Here is a 22,363-nt window from a genome sequence, read left to right on the forward strand (position 1 = left end):
CTTTTCTTATTTAGCTTTTAAGCTCTGCCTTATTTTCATACATGCTCTTGTCCGCTCTCTTAAATACAGCGGCCACATTTTTGTCTCTGGCAAATCTGGAGGCTCCGGCTGCGATCACGACCTTTCCGGTGGTCATGTTCTTTTGATTGATCTTTGCGATCTTTTCCATATTTGCTTCCAGATTATCATAGTCTTCGCCGTCTACTATAACAGCGAACTCATCGCCTCCAAGCCTGAATACCGGGCTGTGGGTAAATGTCTTGCAGATGATCTTGCATCCGTCCTTGATATATCTGTCACCGGCCTGATGTCCCTTAGTATCATTTATGGCCTTAAGGTTATTGAGATCAAAGACTGCAATGGCAAATTCAGGACATGCACCTTCATTAATCTGATTATTGATGACCTCTTCCATATCCAGGTAGGCATGCTTATTCTTTACTCCTGTAAGCTCATCAATGTTGGCTTCTTCCCTTGCTGCCATCAGATTGAAGTTATATTCCTGTTCCTTCCTGGTCTCCCTATCAACATTTAAAATTCCCATAATGATTCGGTCTTCGGAATTCTCATGGATAAGGTTCGCTCTTATCTGGACGTATACAGGCTTTTTATCTATCATCAGCCTGTAATTAAGTGTAAAGATACCGTCTTCCTCTATGTGCCTTAGTACATTCTCCTTGTTAAGTCTGCTGCTAAAGAGCGCATAATCATCCTTGAAGATGACTTTTTCACCGGCCTTTACGGCTTTATTGAAAAAGTCAGGTCCCTGTTCCGGAGTACCTAAAGTTGCGTAGAATTCCTTGGAGCTGTACAGCGCGTATTCATCTGTCGCAGGATCAATGATGTAGATAGCCATATAATCTCCGGAAAGAGCACTGATCCTTGAATATATAAGACTCTCCTCCCTGAGCTTTTCGATGGCTTCCTTCTGTTTCATCTGGGCATCAACATTGTTAACACCAATAATGATCTCATTCTTCCTGTTTCTTATCGCAACAATCTTCATGTTAACATAAACAGGTTCACCATCTCTCATAAGCCTGTAGGTATGTGTAAAAGTGCCGTTCTCCTTAAGACTCTTTTCGATGTACTCCTTGTTGAAAACATTGAAGAACTCATCTATATCATCCTTATATAGCTGTTTCTGAGCATCCTTCTTGCATTCTTCAAAGAAGTTATTGCCGTGTCTTTCCACTGTTATTTCACTGTTATAACCATCCGGAGCATATTCTATGAAATCGCCGGTATCCATCTTTACAAAGTACATATTTACATAGTCCTCAGAAAGAGCACGGGCAATATAATTGTAGGTAAGGCCTGTATCAGCTTTAGAACCATCAGAAATAGACAGAATAACAATTGCAACTGCACTGTCACCTGTAATAGGATTGACGGCAACTCTTCTCATGAACAGCTGAATGCTTCTGCCATCTTCTGTTATATCATCTATAAAGGTTCTTCTTCCCTCTATAGCGCACTGAACGATTGCATTAAGCGTATAGTTTCCCGGAATATTCTCATATTTTCCGACATTGAATTTTCTTCTTTCAAGGCGTCCCGGGAAGGATTTATCTAAGAACTTCTTGAAGGATTCATTACATCTGCAAATGGATAATGTCTTTTCCCCAACCTCTACCAGTACCATTGGCATGGTATCAAAGTAATTTAACAGCTTATCATCATCCGACTTGGAGATAGACAGATCGTAGAGATTGACATTACCAATCTGAGCATAGTAATCCGTCTCTGCAGGATTTTCGAACATCTCTGCACTTATCGTCTCTCTCTTTTCGAATATTTCATCCAGTGAGAGCGGTTTTGCAAATAAGAAGCCCTGTAGCTTCGTACAGCCGATTTCCTTAAGGAACTCCGCCTGTTTTTCAGTCTCCACACCCTCGGCGATAGTCTCCAGTCCAAGAGCCATAGCCATTCTCACAATCTCTGTGACTATGATCCTTCCACTCCTGCTCTCATCAATCTGGCTCACAAAGAGCATATCCAGCTTAATAAGGTCAAATGGGATCTTCAGCAAAATTACAGGTGATGAATATCCACTGCCATAGTCATCCATCCACACAGTAAATCCAAGCTCTTTAAACCTTTTTATCTGAACGGTCATGTAATCAATGTCGTCTGCCAGGGCACTTTCAGTAATCTCAATGATCAGCTTATCCCTGCCAAGCCCTGATTTATCGACACGGCTTCTTATTTCCTCCACAAGATCGCAGGTATAGAAATCAGACCTGGAGAAATTGACGGATTCAGGCACCACATAAACTCCGTGTGCCATCTGTCCCTGCATCTTTTCAAGGACTTTATCAACCATGTAAAGGTCGAGCTTATATACACTGTTGGCTTCCTCAAGCACAGGAACAAAATCCTGAGGGCTTATCAGGCCTTTCTCCGGATCGATCCATCTTGCAAGAGCCTCCTCGTTACAGATATGGTCGTTGGCTGCTCTGAAGATAGGCTGATGATAAACCTGAATCCACTCTTCTTCCAGGGCTCTGTCCAGATTTTCCACGATATAGCGCTGCTTATCAAGGGCAGCGATCATGGCCTTATCAAAGTAATAGATATGGGCATCATAAGTCTTCTTGTCAGAATCGCAGGCAAGCTTGGCCCTGTCACAGGCTGCACTTATGGTGACATCGTCGCTGTCATAGTAATAGACACCGACTCTAAGAGGCATTGTTTTGCCGCCATTGATATTCTTGGACTGTTCGATGATAGTCTGGCAGACATCCTCTACACCCTCAGAATCCGTGTAGACGCAGAAGTGATCCGCGCTGAACCTACTGCAGTTATTGCTGCTGAAATGATCTATAAGGATTCTTGAAAAAGCTACCAGAAAACGGTCTCCCTCTTCCATGCCGTATTTCTGGTTGTAGCTCTTCATGCCATTAAAATCAAGGAACAAGATGACAGGTGTCCTGCCACTTTCTCTCATGACCCTGCAGCCTTCATTCGCAAGCTCAAAGTAGTTTGTCATTGAAGGGAAGCCCGTCAGATAGTCATAGCTTAAGGTTCTGTTTGCACTCCTATCCATGATGGCAATGCTAAGTGCTGATGCTATACTTCCATCTTCTTTAAATTCCGAACTTTCAACAAATGGGCCGTGGTCCGTGTACCAGCACATCTCAAGCCTTGTGCCGTCTTCTTTGTAGATATGTCTTCCGTAGGAATGAATTATCCTGTACTCACCATGAATCTTCGATCTGTAGATTACATCATAGGGATCATCATCTTCCAAAAACCTATGTGAAGCATCAGCAATAAACGCCACATCGTCGGGATGAATATCCCTGAACATGTCGTTATCCATCAGATCATAGGTGTCCTGTTTGTTTTCATATCCGTAAAAGTCCAGGAATCCCTGAGATAATAGAATGGTCACCAGACGCTTGTTTATATACTGATATACAGCAAAAGGTACGCTGGTGCTCTCCAATATTTTGAATGTCGTGCTGTCATACCGATATTTTTCCACTTAAAGCCTCCGACATTTAGATGCACATCATTATCTATATTACATTTTATCACAAACGGTAAACAGGTGACAAAATTTTAGGCAAGGTAATATATTAATATATTAAAATGTAATAAACTTATTTAGGCCGTCTTAACATGGAAACAGGGAGCGCCATGATGGCGTTCCCTGTTTCCTAAGAGAGAGAGAAAATTATGATTAAGAAGTGTTCGGTAAAATCGTAATCAATTTCTCTGCTGAGTTAAAACTCAGTCATCTATGTCAAAGCTGATGATCAGACCGGAAGCTACTTCTATCTCATATTCATACTCTACGAATCCAACTCTGAATTCTACTTCGTAAACTTCCATGCCGTCATCACGGTCTTTTTTAACTTTTGTATAAAGAGTGTCTGCCATCTCATATCCGGCATCCTTTAATGCGATCTCAAGAGCCTGGCTCTTTGTAACTCCGGATGCTACTCCTGCAACCTTCATGGGAGCTACTGTCTTAACTGCTTCAGGTGTTGCTGCAAGTGCTTTTGTTGGTGGAACGATAGGTAATACGATAACTAATGATGTAACAATTGCTGCTGCCAATGCGATAATCTTCTTCATAACTTTTTCTCCTTTTCTCTGTGCGACTTTTGTGTTGCTTGGTTTGTTTTGTTTTATCTTGATGTAATCTTATCACCGCCAATATCACACAACTGTCACACAGGTTTTGAAGAGTCAGTGAGTCAGTGGGGACGTTTCAGTTTGACTCATTTTGCCGCGCAAAATGAGTCAAACTGAAACGTCCCCACTGACTCACTGACTCTTCAAACAAAAAACCGGAGCCCGAAGGCTCCGGTAAATCAATCTTCATATCTTGAAACCATATCCAGTATCTCCTGCGTATACTTGGGATACTGTCTTGCCATATCCTCGATCTCAGCCTTGGCATTGCCGGCTACAATATCGCGGTTGTACTCCATGCGCTTTCGCAGGGACTGACGCTGTACATTGAGGCTGTGTCTTATTTCAACTTCTTCGTTGTGATCAAGAAGTGCCTCCACCTGATGGATCCAGATGTCAGGATCCTTGACTCTGAAGTGCCTAAGCATATAGACGAGGTCCTTCTGGTTGGAATCAAGAAGCCTTCTTGCATCCTCAACCTTGGCGCGCTCATTTCTCTCCTGGAGATATTTGCCGTACATGTCCGTAAGCTCTTTTGACGTATTCACACCGTACTTAAGGCACAGGTAATCTATAAGGTTCGTATTGTTGACGTATCGTATCTTGACCTGATTCTGCAGCATGATGAGCCTTGAAATGGACTTAGTGACCACCTTGAGCTCAGATGCAGCGTTGCTCTGATGGATGTACAGATATGTCACTGCCACTGCTGCAAGAAGGAATGTCACCATGTAGCCATAGACAACATTCAGTCCCAGTCCGAACTGCAGGAACAATAGGAAGATCATGATAACCACCAGTGCAATGGAGATAGCAATTATAAGCTTCCTGTCATTTTCCACCGCCGTAAGGATATCATCCTCCTGATAAATATAGGCCTCACGCTCACTGTCCAGGCGCTTTAAATCGTTCCTTATCTTTTTCTGGTAATCTTCGGCTTCAGCAAGCTTCTTGGCGCCTTCCTTGGCACCTGACTGAAGGCGCTCCATATGCTCAAACTCCGCATCCGTCATGCGGCTCTTTCGCCTGTCAAACTTATCCTGCTGCTCCTGGGACTCTAAGATCTTTTTGGCGCACTCATTGATCTCCGCCCTCTGCTCCGGTGGAAGAGCATCAATCTCCTCCATGTCACGAAGGTGCGAAGTCACATCGTTGTACTCCATTTCCAGGGCTTCGAGTTCTTTTGAAGCTTCCTGCATCTGCTGCAGACAGCTCCCTATATACTCTCTTCTCTGGACCGGATCATCTATATCCACATCCTTTCTGGTGTAGACAATGTCGTTCCAGTCCTGGAGCTTGGTCTCTTTTGCCCAGTCATCGCGTTTGTCGCTGCTTTTTAAGATATCAAATAAGCCCATCACTTCACCTTATCTTTTACCAGTTCTTTGTATGTAAGTTTCATCTCATCGGTGATCTCGCCCACCTGATCATAATACTCGTGCATCTTGCTCTCAGCCTTGTACACAGCCAGAGTCCTGAGCATCAGGTTGTCCTTGCTTGATGCATAGAGCTCCTCCGCTTCCTTCATCCTGCTCTCAAGCTCCATTGATGCCTCATAGGCTTCGTCTGAATCTGCGATAAAAGACACATACTCTTTATTCGACAGGCTCATCCTGATCGCCGCCAGATACTGCAGGTAGGATTCCCTGTTCCCACTGTCCTCATAAGCAGATTTAAACACGGCTGCTGCCTTGTCGAACAAAAACAGCCTTGCATACATAACTCCCTCGTTGTGCTTGATATAGGCCCTGAGCTTCAGATCGATGTCAGGAGTATTGTGCAAAAGAAATTCATACTCCTTAAACGCCTGTGTGAACCTGTCATTCTTCATGAGGAAATCCGCACGCTGAAGTTTCTTTTTGTAGACGTCCATGCCGGCGTTGCCTCTAAGTATCTCCTCGGTCTTGTCCACCTCTTTCCTGGTGTTGTACCCTACGTAATCAAGGATGGTTCCTGCAAGTGAAGCCATGGAGCACCTCTTGGCCGCCATGCTGCGCAGTTCATCGGCAAGCTTTTGAAGACAGCACTCTGATTCGATCCAGTCAAAGAGCTCTTCGTCAAAGCTATCTTCATCCAGAAGGAACGCATTCTGAACTATGCAGTAGCACAGTTCTTCGATGCAGTACACGTTTCTGCCAATCTTCTCTATGTGATATGGATTTTCTGCATATCGTCCTATGCAAAGAATTGGTTTACTCATAAACTATCACACCTCAATCGTCTGCTCCCATACTTTTCCGGTGGCCGGGAACAGCTCACCAAAGCCAAGATCCGTGACCTTGACATTTACTTCATTGACACTTCCCATGCTGAGCGCAATGCGAAGTCTTGTAGCCCTCGGAGGTCTCTTTTCAAGGCCATCCAGATATAACTGGACAATCCTCGGAGTCTTGCCTGTAAGGGGCGTTACCTCAATATTCAAGATTCCGCTGGGGTCCATGATTATATCAAAACTTGTACCGGCCTCATACCAGTTAACACCGGCATCAAGAAGTGCATGATACACTTCCGTTCCGCACTTTAAAAGCTTCATTCCAAGGTTGGCCTTGAGCTTGTCCTCACCGAGGAAAACAAACCTGTTTGTATTGCCACTGGGGCGTATTCTCTCCCTTGCAGCGATGCTGGCTCCCTTGCTGAAGAGGTTGTTGCCCTGGAAGACCCTTCTGGTCCTGCAGAGGAACTCAAGGGATCTCTTTGGCCACTTCTCCCTGAAGCCGTCTCCCAAAAGGAAGATCGTTGAAATGATCTTCTCACCGCAGACCTTCTGCATAATGGTAAGGAACTCGTCATCGAGCCTCTCACAGGTCTTGTGGAAAAGAGCTGCCTCCTTTGGAAAGCCCTCATCAAGCCACAGATCATCAAAGGTCTTAACATCTATAGTTGCAACAACGGGCTTCGTCTTATAATTGAGGTCCATCTCATATACTGAGAGTTCCTCATGGTCATAGTCACAGGCAAGGACTGTGTGATGGGTAAGATCCTCGGGCTGATAAAGCATATAGTTGTAAAAGCTCTCCTCATGGCTCTGGTAAAAGACATTTGGAGTCTTAAGCTCAAGCGCAGTTGTCACAGCATTCAAAACCTGAACCATTCTGTGGTCAAGGCTTCTTACGGTAAACATGATCGCATCCACGTTATCAAGAGAAACTTCCATGGACAGAAGGGATAAACTTCTTTTCACAAACAGGGTCAAAAGAGCTATCGGATCATACTCGGTGTTTCCCACAGCAACAGGCTTTCCTTCCTTGGCTGCTGCGATAAGTCCGCTCACCTCGTATCCGTCACCGTCATCGATGTGCCTTACGGCTTCTTTGCCGTAGAACCACTGATTTACGTCCTTCCTCTTACAAAGGATCGTGGGAATATTATAAAGTTCTGAGCCGGCCAGTACCGAGAGAGTCTCAGGCATATCTGCATCAGATGCCAGATAGCTTATCTGAGAGACCTTCTCTCCCAGATCATATCCCAGCACAAAGCGCCTTGTATCAGAATTTCCAAACAACATAAAATCTTATCCTTCCTCACTCAGCTGCTGATCAAGCGGGGTGAACAGTTTCTCGCAAATGTATTTCTTCTTGTAGTACTCACCGATCAAAGCATCCACAGTATCATAATCCTGAAGGGTCTCACCTATCATGATGTCGTTGATAAGGCTGTATCTTGATGCTGTGCGTCCTCCTGTGATGTCACTCTTCTGGATGGTTCCGCTCTCAGTCAAAGCCCCCTCTTCCTGGCCGTCCTCAGTGATGTAGTACTGCATCTGCTCTCCGAAGAAGAGAATGAACTCAGTGACATAGATGCCTTCAAACATCTCTTTCATCTCGGCTGTTCTGTACTCGCCAACTGCATCGTCATCGAGTCTGTAATGAACGATACAGTGTCTTCCCGGAACAGACCTGTACTCTATCATGGTCTTATCAATAAACTGCACCATATCGGGAAGCAGTTCCTCGTACTCTGTATAGAAGGGGAAGAATATCTCTTTTGAAAGAAGCTCCCTCATATAGGCTGCGGCAACCTTCTCGTTGATCTCCTCATCAGACCGTTTGTCCGTAGCGTAATAGCGAAGATATGCCAGCTTGCACACCTCAGCCAATCTCATGTTTTCAAGCGTGAGCTTTTCTGTGCGGTCGAATATATATCTGTCGATGACTGTCCCGTGTACGAAGTAATCATAGGCACTCTGAGTTATGAAAGCCATCTCGATGTCCGTATTAGCTCCGCTGCTTACATAGTTCCTGAACACATCGATCTTCTCTCCGATGTAGGATCCGCTAAAGAGCATCTGAACAAGCATTCTCTCAGCCAGGTTATAGGTATCAAGTCCAAAGGACTCGGATGCCTTCCAGATATCCCTCATCTCCTTGATGGTTCCGTTATATCCGGAAATGAGGTAGCTAAGGAGCTGCTCGTCATACTTTCCGTTTGCAAAAGCGTAGTGGGCGATCTCAAGCTCTTTTGCCCCAAAATCAAGCATTCCCCTGTCAAGTAGCCTTACGCACAGACGAAGTATTACCTTGGCATCTATGCCGTAAGTGCCATATTCCTTGACCCATTCAAGCGCTCTCTCATAAAGCCCTGCCATTACCATGAGTTCCAGGATCTCTCCGCGCTCAGTAGTTGTGAGGTCTTCAGGACTTATATCAAGCAGATACTCTGTGAGCTGCCTTGTAAAATCGTTGTCGTAGTAGAAGTGAACGAGGTTTCCTCTTATCTCGTTCCTGCAGCTCTTGCGCACCAGTTCCGAGCTGGCAAGATCTCTGTATCTGCCGACGTTGTCCATATCGATGGTGTAGGCGTTCTTACCAAGGTCGCACAAAAACAGATCCAGATTTTCTTTTCCCTTCTGGATATATGGAATCGCGTATGAAGAAAGCTTGCCCGGAAGCATGAGCCTTATGTTTGTGTAAGGAATGCTGGATGCATACCTGTTGTCCTCGTGATCAGTCAAAAGAACTGCATAGTCGCTGCCATAAAGCGGAACGAAGGCCTCTCCGTCGACTACCGGATAGCGCATCTCTCTCTCGCACTTGTCGTAGACTACGATCACACCGTTAATTCTTTTATCCGGGACAATGATCTGTGAGGTATAAAGAACTGAGAGCACCTTGGAAGCATTGGCTGCGTCAACCATCTGTCTTGTGAGAAGGTTCTTGTAAAGATAGCCAAGGTCCTTGGTAACTCTGCCCTTGTCCAGCTGAGCCATGAGGTACTTCTCGATCTGAGGTACGTATGACTCATAGAGCTCAGGATAGTCCTCCCTGTGCTCGTGGATATATCTGTAAAGTATTGCGTTCTTGTCGTATTCAAGGTCGCTCTGGTACGAGAAATACATCAGTACCATCTTGTTTATCTCGCACGGAAGAAGCCCATTCTCATCAGTGTAGATGGACATCATGTAGTACTCATAGAGCCTTGTTATGCGAAGTTCTCTCTCAACGCCCTTTCTGTACCACTCGAAGGCGAAGCTTTCGGTCTTACCGCCCTTGATAAGGAGAGAGACGATGGACTCTAAAACCTCGTCGTTTTCCTTGATCTCGTAGCAGGCCTTAAGTATCCTGAAGAGCCTCTTGTCAAAGTTGCGGACACGGATAGCAAGATATACGATCTGGTCTATCAGATTTAAGCTGATTATCTGCTTCTTGGCTCCGTACTCAAGAACGTAGAGCTCGTATTCATCGAGGCGAGTTAATATTGAGGGTGAATCATTTAAAAGATTCATGGCCTCAAGGTACAGGATTGGACTTCTGCAGCCCAGAGTAAACTGTTCCTCCAGCATCATCCACTTTCTGGGACTGCTGGTGGTGTACTCATCCGAAATGTATTGTAAGAGCCAGGCGATTCGCCAGTTGTCAGGATTTCTTCTAAAGATTCCCTCAAGTCTCTCGGAAACATCATTGATGAAGGCATCCTCTCTGCTGCAGAGAGTTGTCAGGTAGAGATAATAGCTGTAGAGTGTATCTCCCGGGGCTTCCAGTGCCTCTTTTGCCGCCTGATCAAGGATCCACTTGCCCTCGTTGGTCCTGCCGGCTGTGATGTAATAATGAGCTGTGTAGAGCCTGACCTCTAAGTCCTTATCGTCGATGGCATTCATCTTGGCAATTATCTTGCCGGTTTCAGACAGCCATGCCCTTGATGTGATCTTCTTGCAGCTGAAGTTCTCGTAGACCTTGACCAGCTCTACCGTGAGTTTCTTCATCTCCTGATAGTCGGCTGTAAGATGCCTCTGTTCAAGCTCAACAGATACGGTCACGGGAAGCACTACCTTCACAAAGTTATTGTGGAAAGTGATCCTGCCGAAGTTGTTGCCCTCATGGAGCTTGTCTGTGCGCAGCCTTACTTTGAGTCTGCAGGAAGAACCGGTAAAGTCATCCTCTCCGATCTCATATTTATCCAGCGTAATGAAGTCACCGTCTACGTCAGCCAAAAGATGCGTGTATCCCCAGCCGTTTCTGGTGATGAGAATCCCGTGTTCATGGGAAAGACCTGTGAAGTCTATCTGAAGTTCCTCCTGATCCGGCATGAACTGGACCGGCTGTTTCTTGTTGATGGAGATGAGGAACTCCTCAACGTTCTGAACGTTATCACTGCCAACACACAGACCTCTGTAGAGGCTCTCGTACTGGGCATCGTTTCCCTTGAAGACCGAAATAAAGTCACGGGAATAAAAGAGGCTTACCGCCTCATCCCAATTTGTCTTGGCTAAATTTGCAAAATGAAATAGATTCTTGATGTCACCGAGACTGGATGCTATGTGATCCAGACGCACAGTGGCTACGAAGGGAAGAACGAATTCTCCCTGATTGGATATGATCCTGAACTGCCCCTTAAGAACATCCCCCTGGGACATTCCCTTGGCATTAAACCTGTAAGAAACCTCGTAAGGAGATCCCGAAAAATCTCCGGTGAGGACTTCCATTCTGATCTCTGTTGATGAAACCTTGCCGTAGATCGGCGTATTCTCAGGTCCAAATATGGTAAAAGAGCCCTCGATGATCTCTCCGGGCTCTAAATTCAGCTCAACACGGCCCGTTGAGAAGTCCAGGCTTCTCTGGGCATACATATATTTCCCCTGTAAAAGCTGATCAATAATTTCTCTCACGATTCACCCCAAAAAAACAATTTATAGTGTTAAGTATACCATAAATTTACTCTGTACGGAGTGCTTCTATAGGATCAAGATTTGCTGCTCTTTTGGCGGGATAAATGCCAAAGAACAGTCCGATGGCGGTTGAAATGGCAACGACTGCAAGTACCAGAAGCGGATTTACCGAGAACGAGAAACCGATTATCTTACAAATAAGGAAAGATACACTTATTCCAAAGATAATTCCTATGATTCCGCCGGTAAAAGTCAGGATTGATGCCTCCGCAAGGAACTGGGTAAGAATTGAAGATGTCCTTGCTCCGAGGGACTTCCTGATTCCGATCTCTCTTGTTCTCTCAGTAACGGAAACCGTCATGATATTCATAACCCCGATTCCGCCTACCAAAAGAGATATCGCTGCAATTATGGCAACTACTGATGTGATGATGTTAAGAATACTGTTGGTGGTCTGATCAAAGCCTGCGCCGGATGAGATCTTTACACAATTCTCTCCCCTGAGCTCCATTATGTTTTCAACAACTGCTCTGGTCTGGCCCAGAACCGCATCCTTATAGTCGCTGTCCAGATATATCTTGAATGAATTGAACTCTTTATCCACATCAAATTTATAGGCTTCGCAAAGACTTGTATAAGGTGCGTTTGCGCCGATGATCGTATCCTCGCCAAAGCTTGCATATGCAACATCCAAAGGAGTATCTTCTCTTACTCCGACTATGGTAAACTCCTGTGTGATATCATATGCCGTAATCTCCAGAGTCTGTCCGACTACCTCTTCATAGCCGAATACAAGATTTGCAAACATCTGGCTTACTACAAGGACTTTCTTGCCGTCTTCCACATCTGCTTCATTGTAGTATCTTCCGTGAAGCATTTCCATACCCGAAGCATACTGTGAGGCAGTATCTCCGCCATCTATACTCACTTCATAAATTTCCTGCTTTTTTCCTTTGGTATTTCCCCAAACAGAAAGAGAGGGCGATACTCCGTAGATGTTATCAATGTTTTCTTCTATGTTCTCAAACTGCTGTCTGGTAAAGGTTTTATCTGTCTTGGTGTCATCCAAAGAAACTGTTATTGTAGCAGCTCCCAGGGAATCAATCTCACTGTTGACAGTAGCCTTCATGCCATCGCCTATGATGAGCACGATAAGTACCGCTGAAATACCTATGATGATGCCAAGCATGGTAAGAAATGATTTTCCCTTGTTGGTGCGTATGCTTGACAGAGCACTTTTTATATACTCTCCAAATGTTCCCATTAAACTTTCCTTTGCTGCGCCTTAATCATAAGCGAAGTGCGTCGATAGGTTTCATCTTGGCTGCCTTCCTGGCGGGATAGATTCCGAAGAAAAGACCTATCATCACCGAGAAAAATGCTGCTCCGAGAACCGATGTCGGCGTGATGATAACGTCAAAACCAATGGCTGTGCATATCACATGGGCAACTATAATTCCAAGTATGATACCCACTATTCCTCCAAGGAGCGTTAAGATCGCAGCTTCTGCAAGGAACTGCGTCATGATGGCTCCGGTGCTGGCTCCAATTGACTTTCTGATTCCAATTTCTCTGGTTCTCTCTGTAACTGACACCAGCATGATATTCATAACACCGATTCCACCTACAATCAGGGAGATGACCGATACCAGGAGAAGGAAGCTCTGGGCATAGCCAAGGATCTGATTGAGCTGATCGGAAAAATCCGCCATACTCTGGGCTGTAAGAGCTGAGGAGCCTCTTAGTCCGTGGGCATTGACCAGGATGTCTTTGGCCGTCTGAACCGATTCCGACAAAGTTTCCTGTGCATCAAAGAGCATCAGCTGAGTGAAATTCTCGGTATCATAGTCAAAATCCGCACCCAGTGCTGTGTAGGGCACTTCCAGCTGCGCATAGTAATCCTGGCCTTCCATGATGAACTGATACATTCTATTCATGTGATCACGAAGGCCAACAATAGTGTAAGTGGCTGTCTTGCCATAGATGGTAAGCTCCACCTCAAATCCTATTACATCCTCGGTTCCAAAGAGTGTCTTGGCGTCATCAAGGAGCATTACACAGACTCTCTGTCCCGACTCCACCTGCTGCCTGGTAAAGTACTGTCCCTTAACTATTTCATTACTTAAGGAGTACTGATATGCCTCGGAACCACCGTTAACGACGGCTGTGAAAGTCCCTTTTCTGCCTTCAACCTTGCCATAGCCTGTTAGATTCGGGGAGACTCCCTTTGCATTCGGAAGCGCCTCCTCAATTGCATACATGTCATTCCTGGTTAGTCTCTCTGAGGTCTTGGAGGCATTTATGGACAAAATGCCGTAGTTGCCGGCAAGATCGTTAAGAGAGCTCTTAACGAAACTGCTCATGCCGTTTCCAAGAGCAACTACCGCAATAACCGCTGCAATACCGATAACAATACCAAGCATGGTCATCAGGGTTCTGTAGCCATTACCTATTATCTGTTTAATTGCACTTTTTAAATACTCTGAAAATTTTCCCATTATTTTACTGTGCTACTACAGTCATTCCTTCTGTGAGCAGGCTTACATCCGAAGTAATAACCTTATCACCAACTTCAAGTCCTTCAATGATCTGGGCATCTGTAGATGTAGAAATGCCAATCACAACATCTTTTCTCTGTACTGTGTTATCTGCTGCAAGCACATATACGTAATCGCCTGTTGAATCTGTCTGAACATACTCATAGGGAAGAACGATGGTGTTGTCAGCCTTCTGAGCATGAATCTTATTGTTTGCTTCTACTCCGAAAATAATATCTGAATCGGGGTTTGTTACTTTGATGACAGTATCAACCACTGCTACACCGTTGGCGTTCTTGGTGGCATTTCCGGAAATCTTTGTTACTTCGCCATTATATGGCTTTCCGTTTATTGTGACATCTACCTTCTGTCCGAGTGATATCTTGGGAAGATCGCTCTTTGAAACCTGAATGGTAACCTGTACATCCTCAAGGTTTGCTATAGTAAGGATCTGTGCTCCGGCTGCCAGAGTTGCACCCTCTGCAACATTTGCTGGGATTGCTGTGACAACGCCGTCAAATTCAGCCTTTATACCTTCCTTGGCTGCCTCGATCTTAGAAAGTGTATCTCCCTGATTGAGCTGTGTTGTATCAAGGGCTGCCTTCTGAGCTGTTAAGGTTCCTCCGCTGACCTTTAAGCTGCGTGCGGAATTAAGGCGGCTTGCCTCATCGGTAAGCGCTGTGATCTGATCCTGCCATGCAATGATCTCAGGATCTCTTGTGAGAGCTGCCTGTGCATCAGTGAGTGCTTCCTGCGTCTGAAGATACATTTCATTGCCGTCATCGTCTTTTCTATCGTAATGATTATATGCTTCTGCGCCATCACTTACTCTGTTCTGGTTGTAATCCATCTGAACTTTGGTAAGCTCATCTATTGTCTGGCTGATCCTGTTCTTCTTTTCAGTAATCTGCTTCTGGATAGCCTCTTTTTCATCAGTTATCTGATCAATCCTGTTGTTGATCTGATCAAGAGTCATATTCTGAGCATAGTTTTCAGCTGAATCTGCTATTGTGGCACCTGCAGCTGTTGCACTGTATGTACCTTTGGCCTGCTTGATTGCAAGCTCGGCATTCTGCTGTGCAAGATCAAGCGCTTCTGTATCATAGGTTAAGAGCTCATATCCTTCTGAGACCTTATCTCCGACCTTAACATTGATCTTCTCGACAGGTGCTGTAACATCCGAATAGTAATTCTTGGTCTCACCACTCTGCACAGTACCTGAGATTGAAAGAATGTTCTCAATACTGCCAAGAGCCACATCCTGAGTTTCAACCATAACAACTGCATTCTTGGCAGCATTTATGCGATAGATGACAAAGGCTGCGATCAAAAGAGCTGCTATTCCAATCACAGCATATCTCTTCTTAAATCTCTTTTTCTTCTTAACAGAATCAGCAAGATCTGTTACATCGTAATCATCGTAGACCTCCATATCGGCACCGGTGGTCTCTTTGATCTCATTATTTGCTTCAGGAACTGTAGTAACGCTCTCCTGAATTTCCTTATTCTTGTTTTCCTTCTCAGACATCAAAATTCCTCCATAAACTTTCATTAACAAAACTTTTTCTATTCTCAGATTTCGTCTTTATAATCCGGATTTGCAATATCACTCTGGATCATTCCGTCGGATATGGTTATGATCCTCTTGGCCTGCTTGGCAATGCCGGGGTCATGAGTGATTATAATAACGGTTCTTCCCTCGTGGTAGAGCCTTTTTATTATTGTGATTATCTCTTTTGTCGAGCCGGTATCAAGGTTACCTGTGGGCTCATCCGCAAGAAGTATTGGCGGTGCCTGAGCTATGGCTCTTGCTATGGCAACTCTCTGCTGCTGTCCACCGGACATCTCGTTGGGCTTGTGGGTCATACGCTTTGCAAGACCTACGCTGTTCAACGCTGCGCTTGCAAGTCTTACTCTCTCTTTCTTACTTACTCCTCTATATATAAGAGGAAGCTCAACATTTTCAAGAGCAGTAAGTGAAGGGATCAGGTTAAAGCCCTGGAATATAAATCCAATTTCTCTGTTTCTTATGTCAGACTGCTCGTCATCAGTCATGTGCGATACATCCTGGCCATGCAGGAAATACTTGCCACTGGTGGGAGTATCAAGGCATCCGAGCATATTCATAAGAGTAGACTTACCGGAACCGGACTGTCCGATTATGGCAACGAACTCGCCCTCACCTATGGTCAGTGACACATGATTTAGCGCCCTGACTTCGTTCTCACCGGGATTGTATATCTTGCATACATCCTTTATCTCTACAAGTTTCTTCATAATTCTCCTCAATTATATAGATTGTGTACAACTCATTATTGTACTTCATTACTATAATAAATGAAAGCGTAAACGTTTACAAACTTATGAAATTTTTATGAAATTCACTTTCCATGTTGGAAAGTTTTTTATATACTAATTGTACAAATAGTGTGTTAATATTCTTTATATAGCCCTGTATCATTAAGTCATAACAAAGAACTGCTCACGAGAGCATACAGAGAGAAGGAGAAAGTTATGACAAAGATGGTAAATTTCAAGACTATGATCAGCAATTTCACAAACGGATTTTCAGCTAATAAGAGCTACGACCAGGAAAACTACAGAAATCTCATGAACGGCGGTTTCAACTACTCCATGAGATCAAGAACACTAATGTAAAAGAGGATGCGATGCAATTAAAGCTATCAGAAAACATAAAGAAGCACAGAAAAGAAATGGGTCTGACCCAGGAAGGACTCTCTGAGGCCTTTGGAGTGACCATCGGTGCAGTTTCCAAGTGGGAAAACGGCAACAATGTACCGGACATCTTGACCCTGATGGAGCTTGCAAACTTCTTCAATGTCTCAGTCGATGAACTACTGGGCTATGATATGTCCTCCAAGAATATCGATGACATGGTTGATTCCATAGAAGACCTGTATCATGCCTACAGGTTTGACGAGGCAGTGAGCGAAGCAAACAATGCGCTGGTGCGCTATCCGCACACTTTCAAGATACTGTACTGCTGCGCAGAGCTCTTTTTCCTTAAATATACAGAAGGCGACGATGATAAAGATCGCGATACAGCCATAAGCCTTTACCAGCGCAGCATGGAACACCTTTCGCAGAATACGGATCCGCATATCAGCGAGTACTCCATACGTAGCAGGATTGCCAAGCTCTATACCAAAAAAGACCCGGAGAAAGCTCTGGATGAGCTGAAACAGATCAATTACGACGGGTGCAACGACAGTTCCATCGCTTCCGTCCTTATGAACTCCGGCAAATTTGAGGAGTCGCTAAAGTACGGGACTATGGCCATAATCAGGATATGTGCCGATCAATACGGGGTGATTACAAACATGGCCATGACACTTGCAGCAAGCGGCCGTAAAAAAGATCTTGAAAAAGCCATAGAACTGGCTGATATGAACATAGCTCTCACTAAGCTCTACAGTAAACCGGGGCAGATCACATATTTCCATAAGCTGCAGACCATCATGCTGCTCCTTAAGTCCTGGTGGCTCTCCGCTCTTGGCGACGATGCTGCTATGAAAACCTGTGTAAAAGAGATGTGGGATCTGGCAAATCTTTATGACAGATCAGCATCAAGTAACGAACTCTCCGGAAGTGTCAGATTCTACTTTTCCGAAGATAAAGCTTACTCCTTCGACTCCACCGGCGCCGGAGCTGTGTCAGGTATTGAATCAATGTTTGAAGATGACCAGAGCGTCGTAACCGCCAAGATTTACAAATACATGGGCAAAGTTATAGATGAATGGAACAAGTTAAAAGAGTCATCTTTATAAAGTAAAGATGACTCTATGCCCAACCTTCATGACTCGCAGCTTAGCTCCAAAACTTTTTGTCTGTCGTATTTTCTATACCCTGCGATGAGTTTACTTGATATATATAGAAATGAAATTAGCACAAAAACTTTGGATGGCCTTTTTTCTATACCCAATGTTTACTTTTACTCATATATATAGAAATCTATTCTGGCTTTCCAACATTTTTCCATACCGCAAGGCAAGTTTTAGAGTCATATATAGAAATATCAAGAATCAAACTTTTTACTCTTCTGCATTTTCCATACTCCAAACCCATTTTGATCCATATATATAGAAAATCCTCAGAATCCAAGATTTTCTACGCCCAGAAGACACTTTTCACAATATAGGTAGAAGGATTTTCATGTATAAATCTAAATACCTCTTTTTTTATACGACCACGGACAACTTTTTCGGATATAGGTAGAAAAACTCTCAGGGCATTCTACACCCACAAGCGACTTTTATCCGTATAGGTAGAAAATAACCCCTTATGTAAAATTTTCTCCCTTCGGCTTTCTACGCCCATAGGCTACTTCTGAACATATAAGTAGAAAACGCAGAAAAGCCCCCTAATCGTTGCAGCTGATAGACTTCCCAAGTCACGCCCCTTTATCCTGCCCGCCTTAGTGACCGATTGTTCATATAAATACCGGCGTCAAGGGACAGTACGCTGGGCGCCGCCCTTTGGCGCCCGGGCAGCCCTTGACGCCGGTATTTATATGAACCACAATCTCAAGGCGGCGGGCTGGTAAAGGTATACTCCCCAAAACGTCCCCTATCCCCGTCCCTATGGGCCAAATCAAAAATCCTCTATACCATTTCTGATATAGAGGTCTTTTTTCCACTTTACTAATTAGCCCTGAGATATTCTGTCAATCTCTTTTAACTCTTCCTCTGAGAATGTGATGTTCTCGATTGCCTTGATGTTGTCAAGGATCTGTGAAGGCTTGGATGCTCCGACAAGGACAGATGTTACATAGCCGTCCTTAAGGATCCATGCAAGTGCCATCTCGGCAAGAGTCTGTCCGCGCTTTGCAGCGATGTCGTTGAGGGCTCTTACCTTGGTAAGTACGTCCTCATTGATCCTGTTCTCCTGAAGGAATCTGCCGTCTGTGCGAACTCTGCTGTCCTCAGGAATTCCCTGAAGATATCTGTCGGATAAAAGACCCTGCGCAAGAGGTGAGAAGCAGATGATGCCCTTGTTCAGCTCTTTTGCCTTCTCTTTAAGGCCGTTCTTCTCGATGGTCCTGTCGAAAATGTTGTAACGGTTCTGGTTGATAACAAACGGAACATGAAGGTCAGTAAGAATGGCAGTAGCCTTCTCAAGCCTTGGTCCATCGTAATTTGAAATGCCGGCATAGAGCGCCTTTCCGCTTCTGACGATCTGTGCAAGTGCCTCCATGGTCTCCTCGAGAGGTGTCTCAGGGTCAGGTCTGTGATGATAGAAGATATCAACATACTCAAGGCCCATTCTCTGAAGGGACTGATCAAGGCTTGCGATGAGGTACTTTCTGCTTCCCCACTCGCCGTAAGGTCCCGGCCACATGTAATATCCTGCCTTGGTTGAAATGATCATCTCATCTCTGTAGGAAGCCATATCCTCTTTTAAAATCTTGCCAAAGTTTCTCTCAGCACTGCCCTCTGCAGGGCCATAGTTGTTGGCAAGGTCAAAATGTGTGATACCGTTGTCAAAAGCAGTAAAGCACATCTGCTTCATATTCTCAAAATTTCCTGTATCACCGAAGTTGTGCCAAAGTCCAAGAGACACTGCCGGAAGCTTAAGTCCGCTGTTTCCGCAGCGGTTGTACTGCATCTTTTCATATCTGTTTTCGTTTGCTGTATACATGGTAAACCTCCCTTATCTATATACAATTTTATTTCTTTTTTTGATTCTTTACAAAGCTTAATACTTAAAGTACACTTGAAGTCAACAACATTTTTCGGAGAAATTTTCTGGAGGTAAAAATGACATATACAATAGCGCAGATATCTGAGAAATTCGGCGTTGCAGCATCTACCCTGAGATACTATGAAGACTTGGGGCTCCTTAGAAATGTAGAAAGAGCTGAGAGCGGACACAGAATTTATTCAGAGGACCATATCGGAAAACTCGAGGCCATAAACTGCTTTAAGAAGGCCGGGATGTCCATCAATGAGATAAAAGACTTTTTTGAATATGAAAAAGATGAAGCAAAAAGTATCGATGATATGATGAGTCTTTTAAAAAGGCGAAGCGAGATCATGCTGGAAGAATTCGCAGAGGCTTACGAGTCCTATGAACACATTCTCAAAAAGCTTGACTACTACGGCCATCTCGAGAAGGCTATCAAGCAGGGAAAAGAGCTTCCGAAGTGGGCAAAGTTTGATAAAAAAGACTATCACAAAAAAGCGCTTGATACTATTTTAGACAGGATAAGCTGACTGTTTTTCGGAGGATAATTATGGAATCATCTATGACAAAGGGTAAGCCGCTTACTCTTTTACTAAAGTTCGTTCTCCCTATATTCTTAGGGTTTATATTTCAGCAGTTCTACAACATGGTGGACACCGTTATTGTAGGAAGATATGTGTCTCCCACTGCTCTTGCGGCCGTTGGATCCACGGGAACGATCATGTTCATGATCATGGGACTGGCAAACGGAATGACAACAGGATACACGGTGCTGATCAGCCAGAAGTACGGTGCAGAGGATTACGAAGGTGCAAGAATTGCCTTTGTTAATGCGATCCTGCTAGGAATCATCAGTACTGCAGTTGTCACTGTTATTGCGCTCTCTGTTATGCATCCGCTCCTTAGGCTGATGAATACACCTTCTGATATTTACAATGACGCTTATGCTTATATCTCCACAATCTGCGCAGGAAGTATTGCGCTTATTGGATATAACCTTCTTGCTGCGTCCTTAAGAGCCATCGGAAACAGCAGAACTCCGTTGTACTTTCTGATTTTCTCAGCTCTTTTGAACATTGTTCTGGATCTGGTATTTATCGTAGTATTTCATCTTGGGACCTTCGGCGCTGCGCTGGCGACAGATCTTTCGCAGGCTGCTTCTGCTGTCCTTTGTATGTTCTATATTGTAAGAAAGGTTTCCGTACTTCGCCCAAAGGCCAGGGACTGGCACCTGCACAAAGAATATTCGCTTAAGCAGCTCAACATCGGTATTCCCATGGCTCTTCAGTTTGGTATAACCGCGTCGGGAACGATGGTCATGCAGTCTTCAATCAACATCTATGGATCAACTGCCGTTACCGGATTTACTGCAGCCGGTAAGGTTGTAAACCTCATGACCGCAGGAATGCCTTCCATAGGCCAAACAATTGCTGCCTATGCAGGACAGAACTTCGGCTACGGCGATCTTGACAGAGTAAATCAGGGCACCAAGGATGCCATGAAGATTGCAGCTGTGTACTCTATCATCAACGGAATCCTGAGCGTTGTTCTTCTGCCGGTGATTATCGGATTCTTCTTTGATCCCGGTGTTGATGTGGCATCTTACCTGCCCTATGCAAGAGCTTATGTATATGCCTGCGTTCCTTTCTACATTCCGCTGGCCATGATCTTTATCTACAGAAATGCTATGCAGGCCTGTGGATACGGTAAGACTGCCCTTATGCTGGGCATTGTGGAACTGCTTGCAAGATTTGGAACTGCATTTTTGTCAATGAAGCTGCATAGCTTTAATATGGCTGTTGCAGGTGATGCTGCTGCATGGGTAACTGCAGGTGTATTCTCCATTATTCTTTACGCCTTTGTTATGAAGCATCTGCGCGAAAAGGCCGCATAACTATATCTTGTATTTCGTATTATTTTGAGCTACTATATGATGTAGAAGTCAGTGGTTCAGTTTGGTGAGTCAGTGGGGACGTTTCAGTTTGACTCATTTTGCTAAACAAAATGAGTCAAACTGAAACGTCCCCACTGACTCACCAAACTGAAAACACCCCACTGACACACCACCACACGTCTGAAAGGAGCTCTTCATGAAATCACCTGCTGCTATCGCAACCACTTATGAAACTGTCGGAACCGCCAAAACCAACATGAACTTCAGAAAGACGTTCCTTTTGGGAATACTGGCGGGAGCTTTCATTGCTCTGGGAGGTCTCGGAAGCCAGATCGCATCGGTATGTGCTCCGGATCCGTCAACAGGAAGGCTTGTCAGCAGCGTGGTTTTCCCGATAGGTCTATTCATGGTGCTTGTGGGTGGCGCCGAGCTCTTTACAGGTAACTGCCTTATCATCATTCCTGTACTTAGTAAAAAAGCTAAGCTCTCGGGAATGCTGAGGAACTGGCTTATCGTTTATTTCGGAAATATGGTGGGCGGACTTCTCATTGCCCTCCTTGCAAATTTCTCACACACCTATGCCTTTGCAGACGGTGCTCTTGCCAAGGCTGTTGTCAGCACAGCTGTTGCTAAGTCCGGTATCTCTTTTGCCGACGGAGTGCTTAAAGGGATTCTGTGCAATATCCTGGTCTGCATGGCTGTATGGTGCTCCTTTGCAGCGGACGAGCTGGCAGGAAAGGTACTTGCACTCTGGCTCCCTGTTATGCTATTCATTATTGGAGGCTTTGAGCACTGCGTTGCAAATATGTATTTCATTCCCGCAGGTATGATCGCAACATCCGTTTACGGGATTGCAGCAGATGGTCTCTCGCTCTTTGGCTACTTTGTCACCAACTTGATTCCCGTTACACTTGGGAATATAATAGGTGGCGCTCTCTGCGTGGGAGCAATGTATTATTTGATTTATTTGAAGGATTGATT

At 44.6% G+C, this 22,363-nt stretch carries 16 protein-coding genes; 5 read left to right on the forward strand and 11 right to left on the reverse strand.

Annotation, left to right across the window (positions count from 1 at the left end; all coding sequences use genetic code 11):
* Positions 1 to 10: 10 nt before the first annotated feature.
* From G632_RS21120 to G632_RS0108225, 10 genes are all read right to left on the reverse strand, one after another.
* Positions 11 to 3,490 carry a sensor domain-containing diguanylate cyclase gene (locus tag G632_RS21120; protein ID WP_022768534.1) on the reverse strand — a complete coding sequence of 1,160 codons (3,480 nt, stop codon included), beginning with the start codon at positions 3,488 to 3,490 and terminating at the stop codon, positions 11 to 13.
* A 248-nt stretch (positions 3,491 to 3,738) separates the two neighbouring features.
* Complete coding sequence (locus G632_RS21125) at positions 3,739 to 4,086, reverse strand: PepSY domain-containing protein (RefSeq protein WP_022768535.1); 348 nt, start codon at positions 4,084 to 4,086, stop codon at positions 3,739 to 3,741.
* Between the two features lie 239 nt (positions 4,087 to 4,325).
* Positions 4,326 to 5,504 carry a hypothetical protein gene (locus G632_RS0108190; protein ID WP_022768536.1) on the reverse strand — a complete coding sequence of 393 codons (1,179 nt, stop codon included), beginning with the start codon at positions 5,502 to 5,504 and terminating at the stop codon, positions 4,326 to 4,328.
* A complete protein-coding gene (locus tag G632_RS0108195; protein WP_022768537.1) occupies positions 5,504 to 6,346 on the reverse strand; it encodes a hypothetical protein in 843 nt (280 codons plus the stop codon). Before G632_RS0108195 ends, G632_RS0108190 begins: the two co-directional genes overlap by 1 nt.
* A gap of 6 nt (positions 6,347 to 6,352) precedes the next feature.
* Positions 6,353 to 7,651 carry a DUF5716 family protein gene (locus tag G632_RS0108200; protein WP_022768538.1) on the reverse strand — a complete coding sequence of 433 codons (1,299 nt, stop codon included), beginning with the start codon at positions 7,649 to 7,651 and terminating at the stop codon, positions 6,353 to 6,355.
* A 6-nt stretch (positions 7,652 to 7,657) separates the two neighbouring features.
* Entirely contained in the window at positions 7,658 to 11,248 is a 3,591-nt protein-coding gene (locus G632_RS0108205; protein WP_155828868.1) for a DUF5717 family protein, read from the reverse strand.
* A 46-nt stretch (positions 11,249 to 11,294) separates the two neighbouring features.
* Entirely contained in the window at positions 11,295 to 12,512 is a 1,218-nt protein-coding gene (locus tag G632_RS0108210) for an ABC transporter permease (protein WP_022768540.1), read from the reverse strand.
* A 25-nt stretch (positions 12,513 to 12,537) separates the two neighbouring features.
* Positions 12,538 to 13,746 (reverse strand): ABC transporter permease, encoded by a 1,209-nt coding sequence (locus G632_RS0108215; protein WP_022768541.1) that lies wholly within the window; start codon positions 13,744 to 13,746, stop codon positions 12,538 to 12,540.
* Between the two features lie 4 nt (positions 13,747 to 13,750).
* Positions 13,751 to 15,313, reverse strand: a complete 1,563-nt coding sequence (locus G632_RS0108220; RefSeq protein ID WP_022768542.1) for an efflux RND transporter periplasmic adaptor subunit — start codon at positions 15,311 to 15,313, stop codon at positions 13,751 to 13,753.
* A gap of 44 nt (positions 15,314 to 15,357) precedes the next feature.
* A complete protein-coding gene (locus tag G632_RS0108225; RefSeq protein WP_022768543.1) occupies positions 15,358 to 16,062 on the reverse strand; it encodes an ABC transporter ATP-binding protein in 705 nt (234 codons plus the stop codon).
* A gap of 237 nt (positions 16,063 to 16,299) precedes the next feature.
* On the opposite strand from G632_RS0108225, the gene G632_RS21965 reads away from it, so the two are divergent.
* The gene (locus G632_RS21965) at positions 16,300 to 16,443 is read left to right on the forward strand and encodes a hypothetical protein (protein ID WP_022768544.1); all 144 of its coding nucleotides are present in this window, start codon (positions 16,300 to 16,302) and stop codon (positions 16,441 to 16,443) included.
* A gap of 11 nt (positions 16,444 to 16,454) precedes the next feature.
* Positions 16,455 to 17,573: a helix-turn-helix domain-containing protein gene (locus G632_RS21130; RefSeq protein ID WP_022768545.1), complete on the forward strand. Its 1,119-nt coding sequence runs from the start codon at positions 16,455 to 16,457 to the stop codon at positions 17,571 to 17,573.
* A gap of 877 nt (positions 17,574 to 18,450) precedes the next feature.
* Here G632_RS21130 and G632_RS0108240 read toward each other — a convergent pair.
* Positions 18,451 to 19,443, reverse strand: coding sequence for an aldo/keto reductase (locus tag G632_RS0108240; RefSeq protein ID WP_022768546.1), 993 nt, complete (start codon positions 19,441 to 19,443; stop codon positions 18,451 to 18,453).
* A gap of 119 nt (positions 19,444 to 19,562) precedes the next feature.
* Here G632_RS0108240 and G632_RS0108245 point away from each other — a divergent pair, with 119 nt between their 5' ends.
* The 3 genes from G632_RS0108245 (at position 19,563) to G632_RS0108255 (ending at position 22,361) form a co-directional block, all read left to right on the forward strand.
* A complete protein-coding gene (locus G632_RS0108245) occupies positions 19,563 to 20,018 on the forward strand; it encodes a MerR family transcriptional regulator (protein ID WP_022768547.1) in 456 nt (151 codons plus the stop codon).
* 20 nt (positions 20,019 to 20,038) lie between these two features.
* Entirely contained in the window at positions 20,039 to 21,382 is a 1,344-nt protein-coding gene (locus G632_RS0108250) for an MATE family efflux transporter (RefSeq protein WP_022768548.1), read from the forward strand.
* Between the two features lie 196 nt (positions 21,383 to 21,578).
* Entirely contained in the window at positions 21,579 to 22,361 is a 783-nt protein-coding gene (locus tag G632_RS0108255) for a formate/nitrite transporter family protein (RefSeq protein ID WP_022768549.1), read from the forward strand.
* Positions 22,362 to 22,363: the final 2 nt, after the last annotated feature.

It is taken from the genome of Butyrivibrio sp. NC2007 (genome assembly GCF_000421405.1).
In the GTDB taxonomy this organism is placed as follows: Bacteria; Bacillota; Clostridia; order Lachnospirales; family Lachnospiraceae; genus Butyrivibrio.

What these genes read in the sequence shown, in the direction of transcription:
- G632_RS21125 (WP_022768535.1), bottom strand. Translation starts at nt 4,086, where the DNA reads ATGAAGAAGATTATCGCATTGGCAGCAGCAATTGTTACATCATTAGTT.
- G632_RS0108190 (WP_022768536.1), bottom strand. Translation starts at nt 5,504, where the DNA reads ATGGGCTTATTTGATATCTTAAAAAGCAGCGACAAACGCGATGACTGG.
- G632_RS0108195 (WP_022768537.1), bottom strand. Translation starts at nt 6,346, where the DNA reads ATGAGTAAACCAATTCTTTGCATAGGACGATATGCAGAAAATCCATAT.
- G632_RS0108200 (WP_022768538.1), bottom strand. Translation starts at nt 7,651, where the DNA reads ATGTTGTTTGGAAATTCTGATACAAGGCGCTTTGTGCTGGGATATGAT.
- G632_RS0108210 (WP_022768540.1), bottom strand. Translation starts at nt 12,512, where the DNA reads ATGGGAACATTTGGAGAGTATATAAAAAGTGCTCTGTCAAGCATACGC.
- G632_RS0108215 (WP_022768541.1), bottom strand. Translation starts at nt 13,746, where the DNA reads ATGGGAAAATTTTCAGAGTATTTAAAAAGTGCAATTAAACAGATAATA.
- G632_RS0108220 (WP_022768542.1), bottom strand. Translation starts at nt 15,313, where the DNA reads ATGTCTGAGAAGGAAAACAAGAATAAGGAAATTCAGGAGAGCGTTACT.
- G632_RS0108225 (WP_022768543.1), bottom strand. Translation starts at nt 16,062, where the DNA reads ATGAAGAAACTTGTAGAGATAAAGGATGTATGCAAGATATACAATCCC.
- G632_RS21965 (WP_022768544.1), top strand. Translation starts at nt 16,300, where the DNA reads ATGACAAAGATGGTAAATTTCAAGACTATGATCAGCAATTTCACAAAC.
- G632_RS21130 (WP_022768545.1), top strand. Translation starts at nt 16,455, where the DNA reads ATGCAATTAAAGCTATCAGAAAACATAAAGAAGCACAGAAAAGAAATG.
- G632_RS0108240 (WP_022768546.1), bottom strand. Translation starts at nt 19,443, where the DNA reads ATGTATACAGCAAACGAAAACAGATATGAAAAGATGCAGTACAACCGC.
- G632_RS0108245 (WP_022768547.1), top strand. Translation starts at nt 19,563, where the DNA reads ATGACATATACAATAGCGCAGATATCTGAGAAATTCGGCGTTGCAGCA.
- G632_RS0108250 (WP_022768548.1), top strand. Translation starts at nt 20,039, where the DNA reads ATGGAATCATCTATGACAAAGGGTAAGCCGCTTACTCTTTTACTAAAG.
- G632_RS0108255 (WP_022768549.1), top strand. Translation starts at nt 21,579, where the DNA reads ATGAAATCACCTGCTGCTATCGCAACCACTTATGAAACTGTCGGAACC.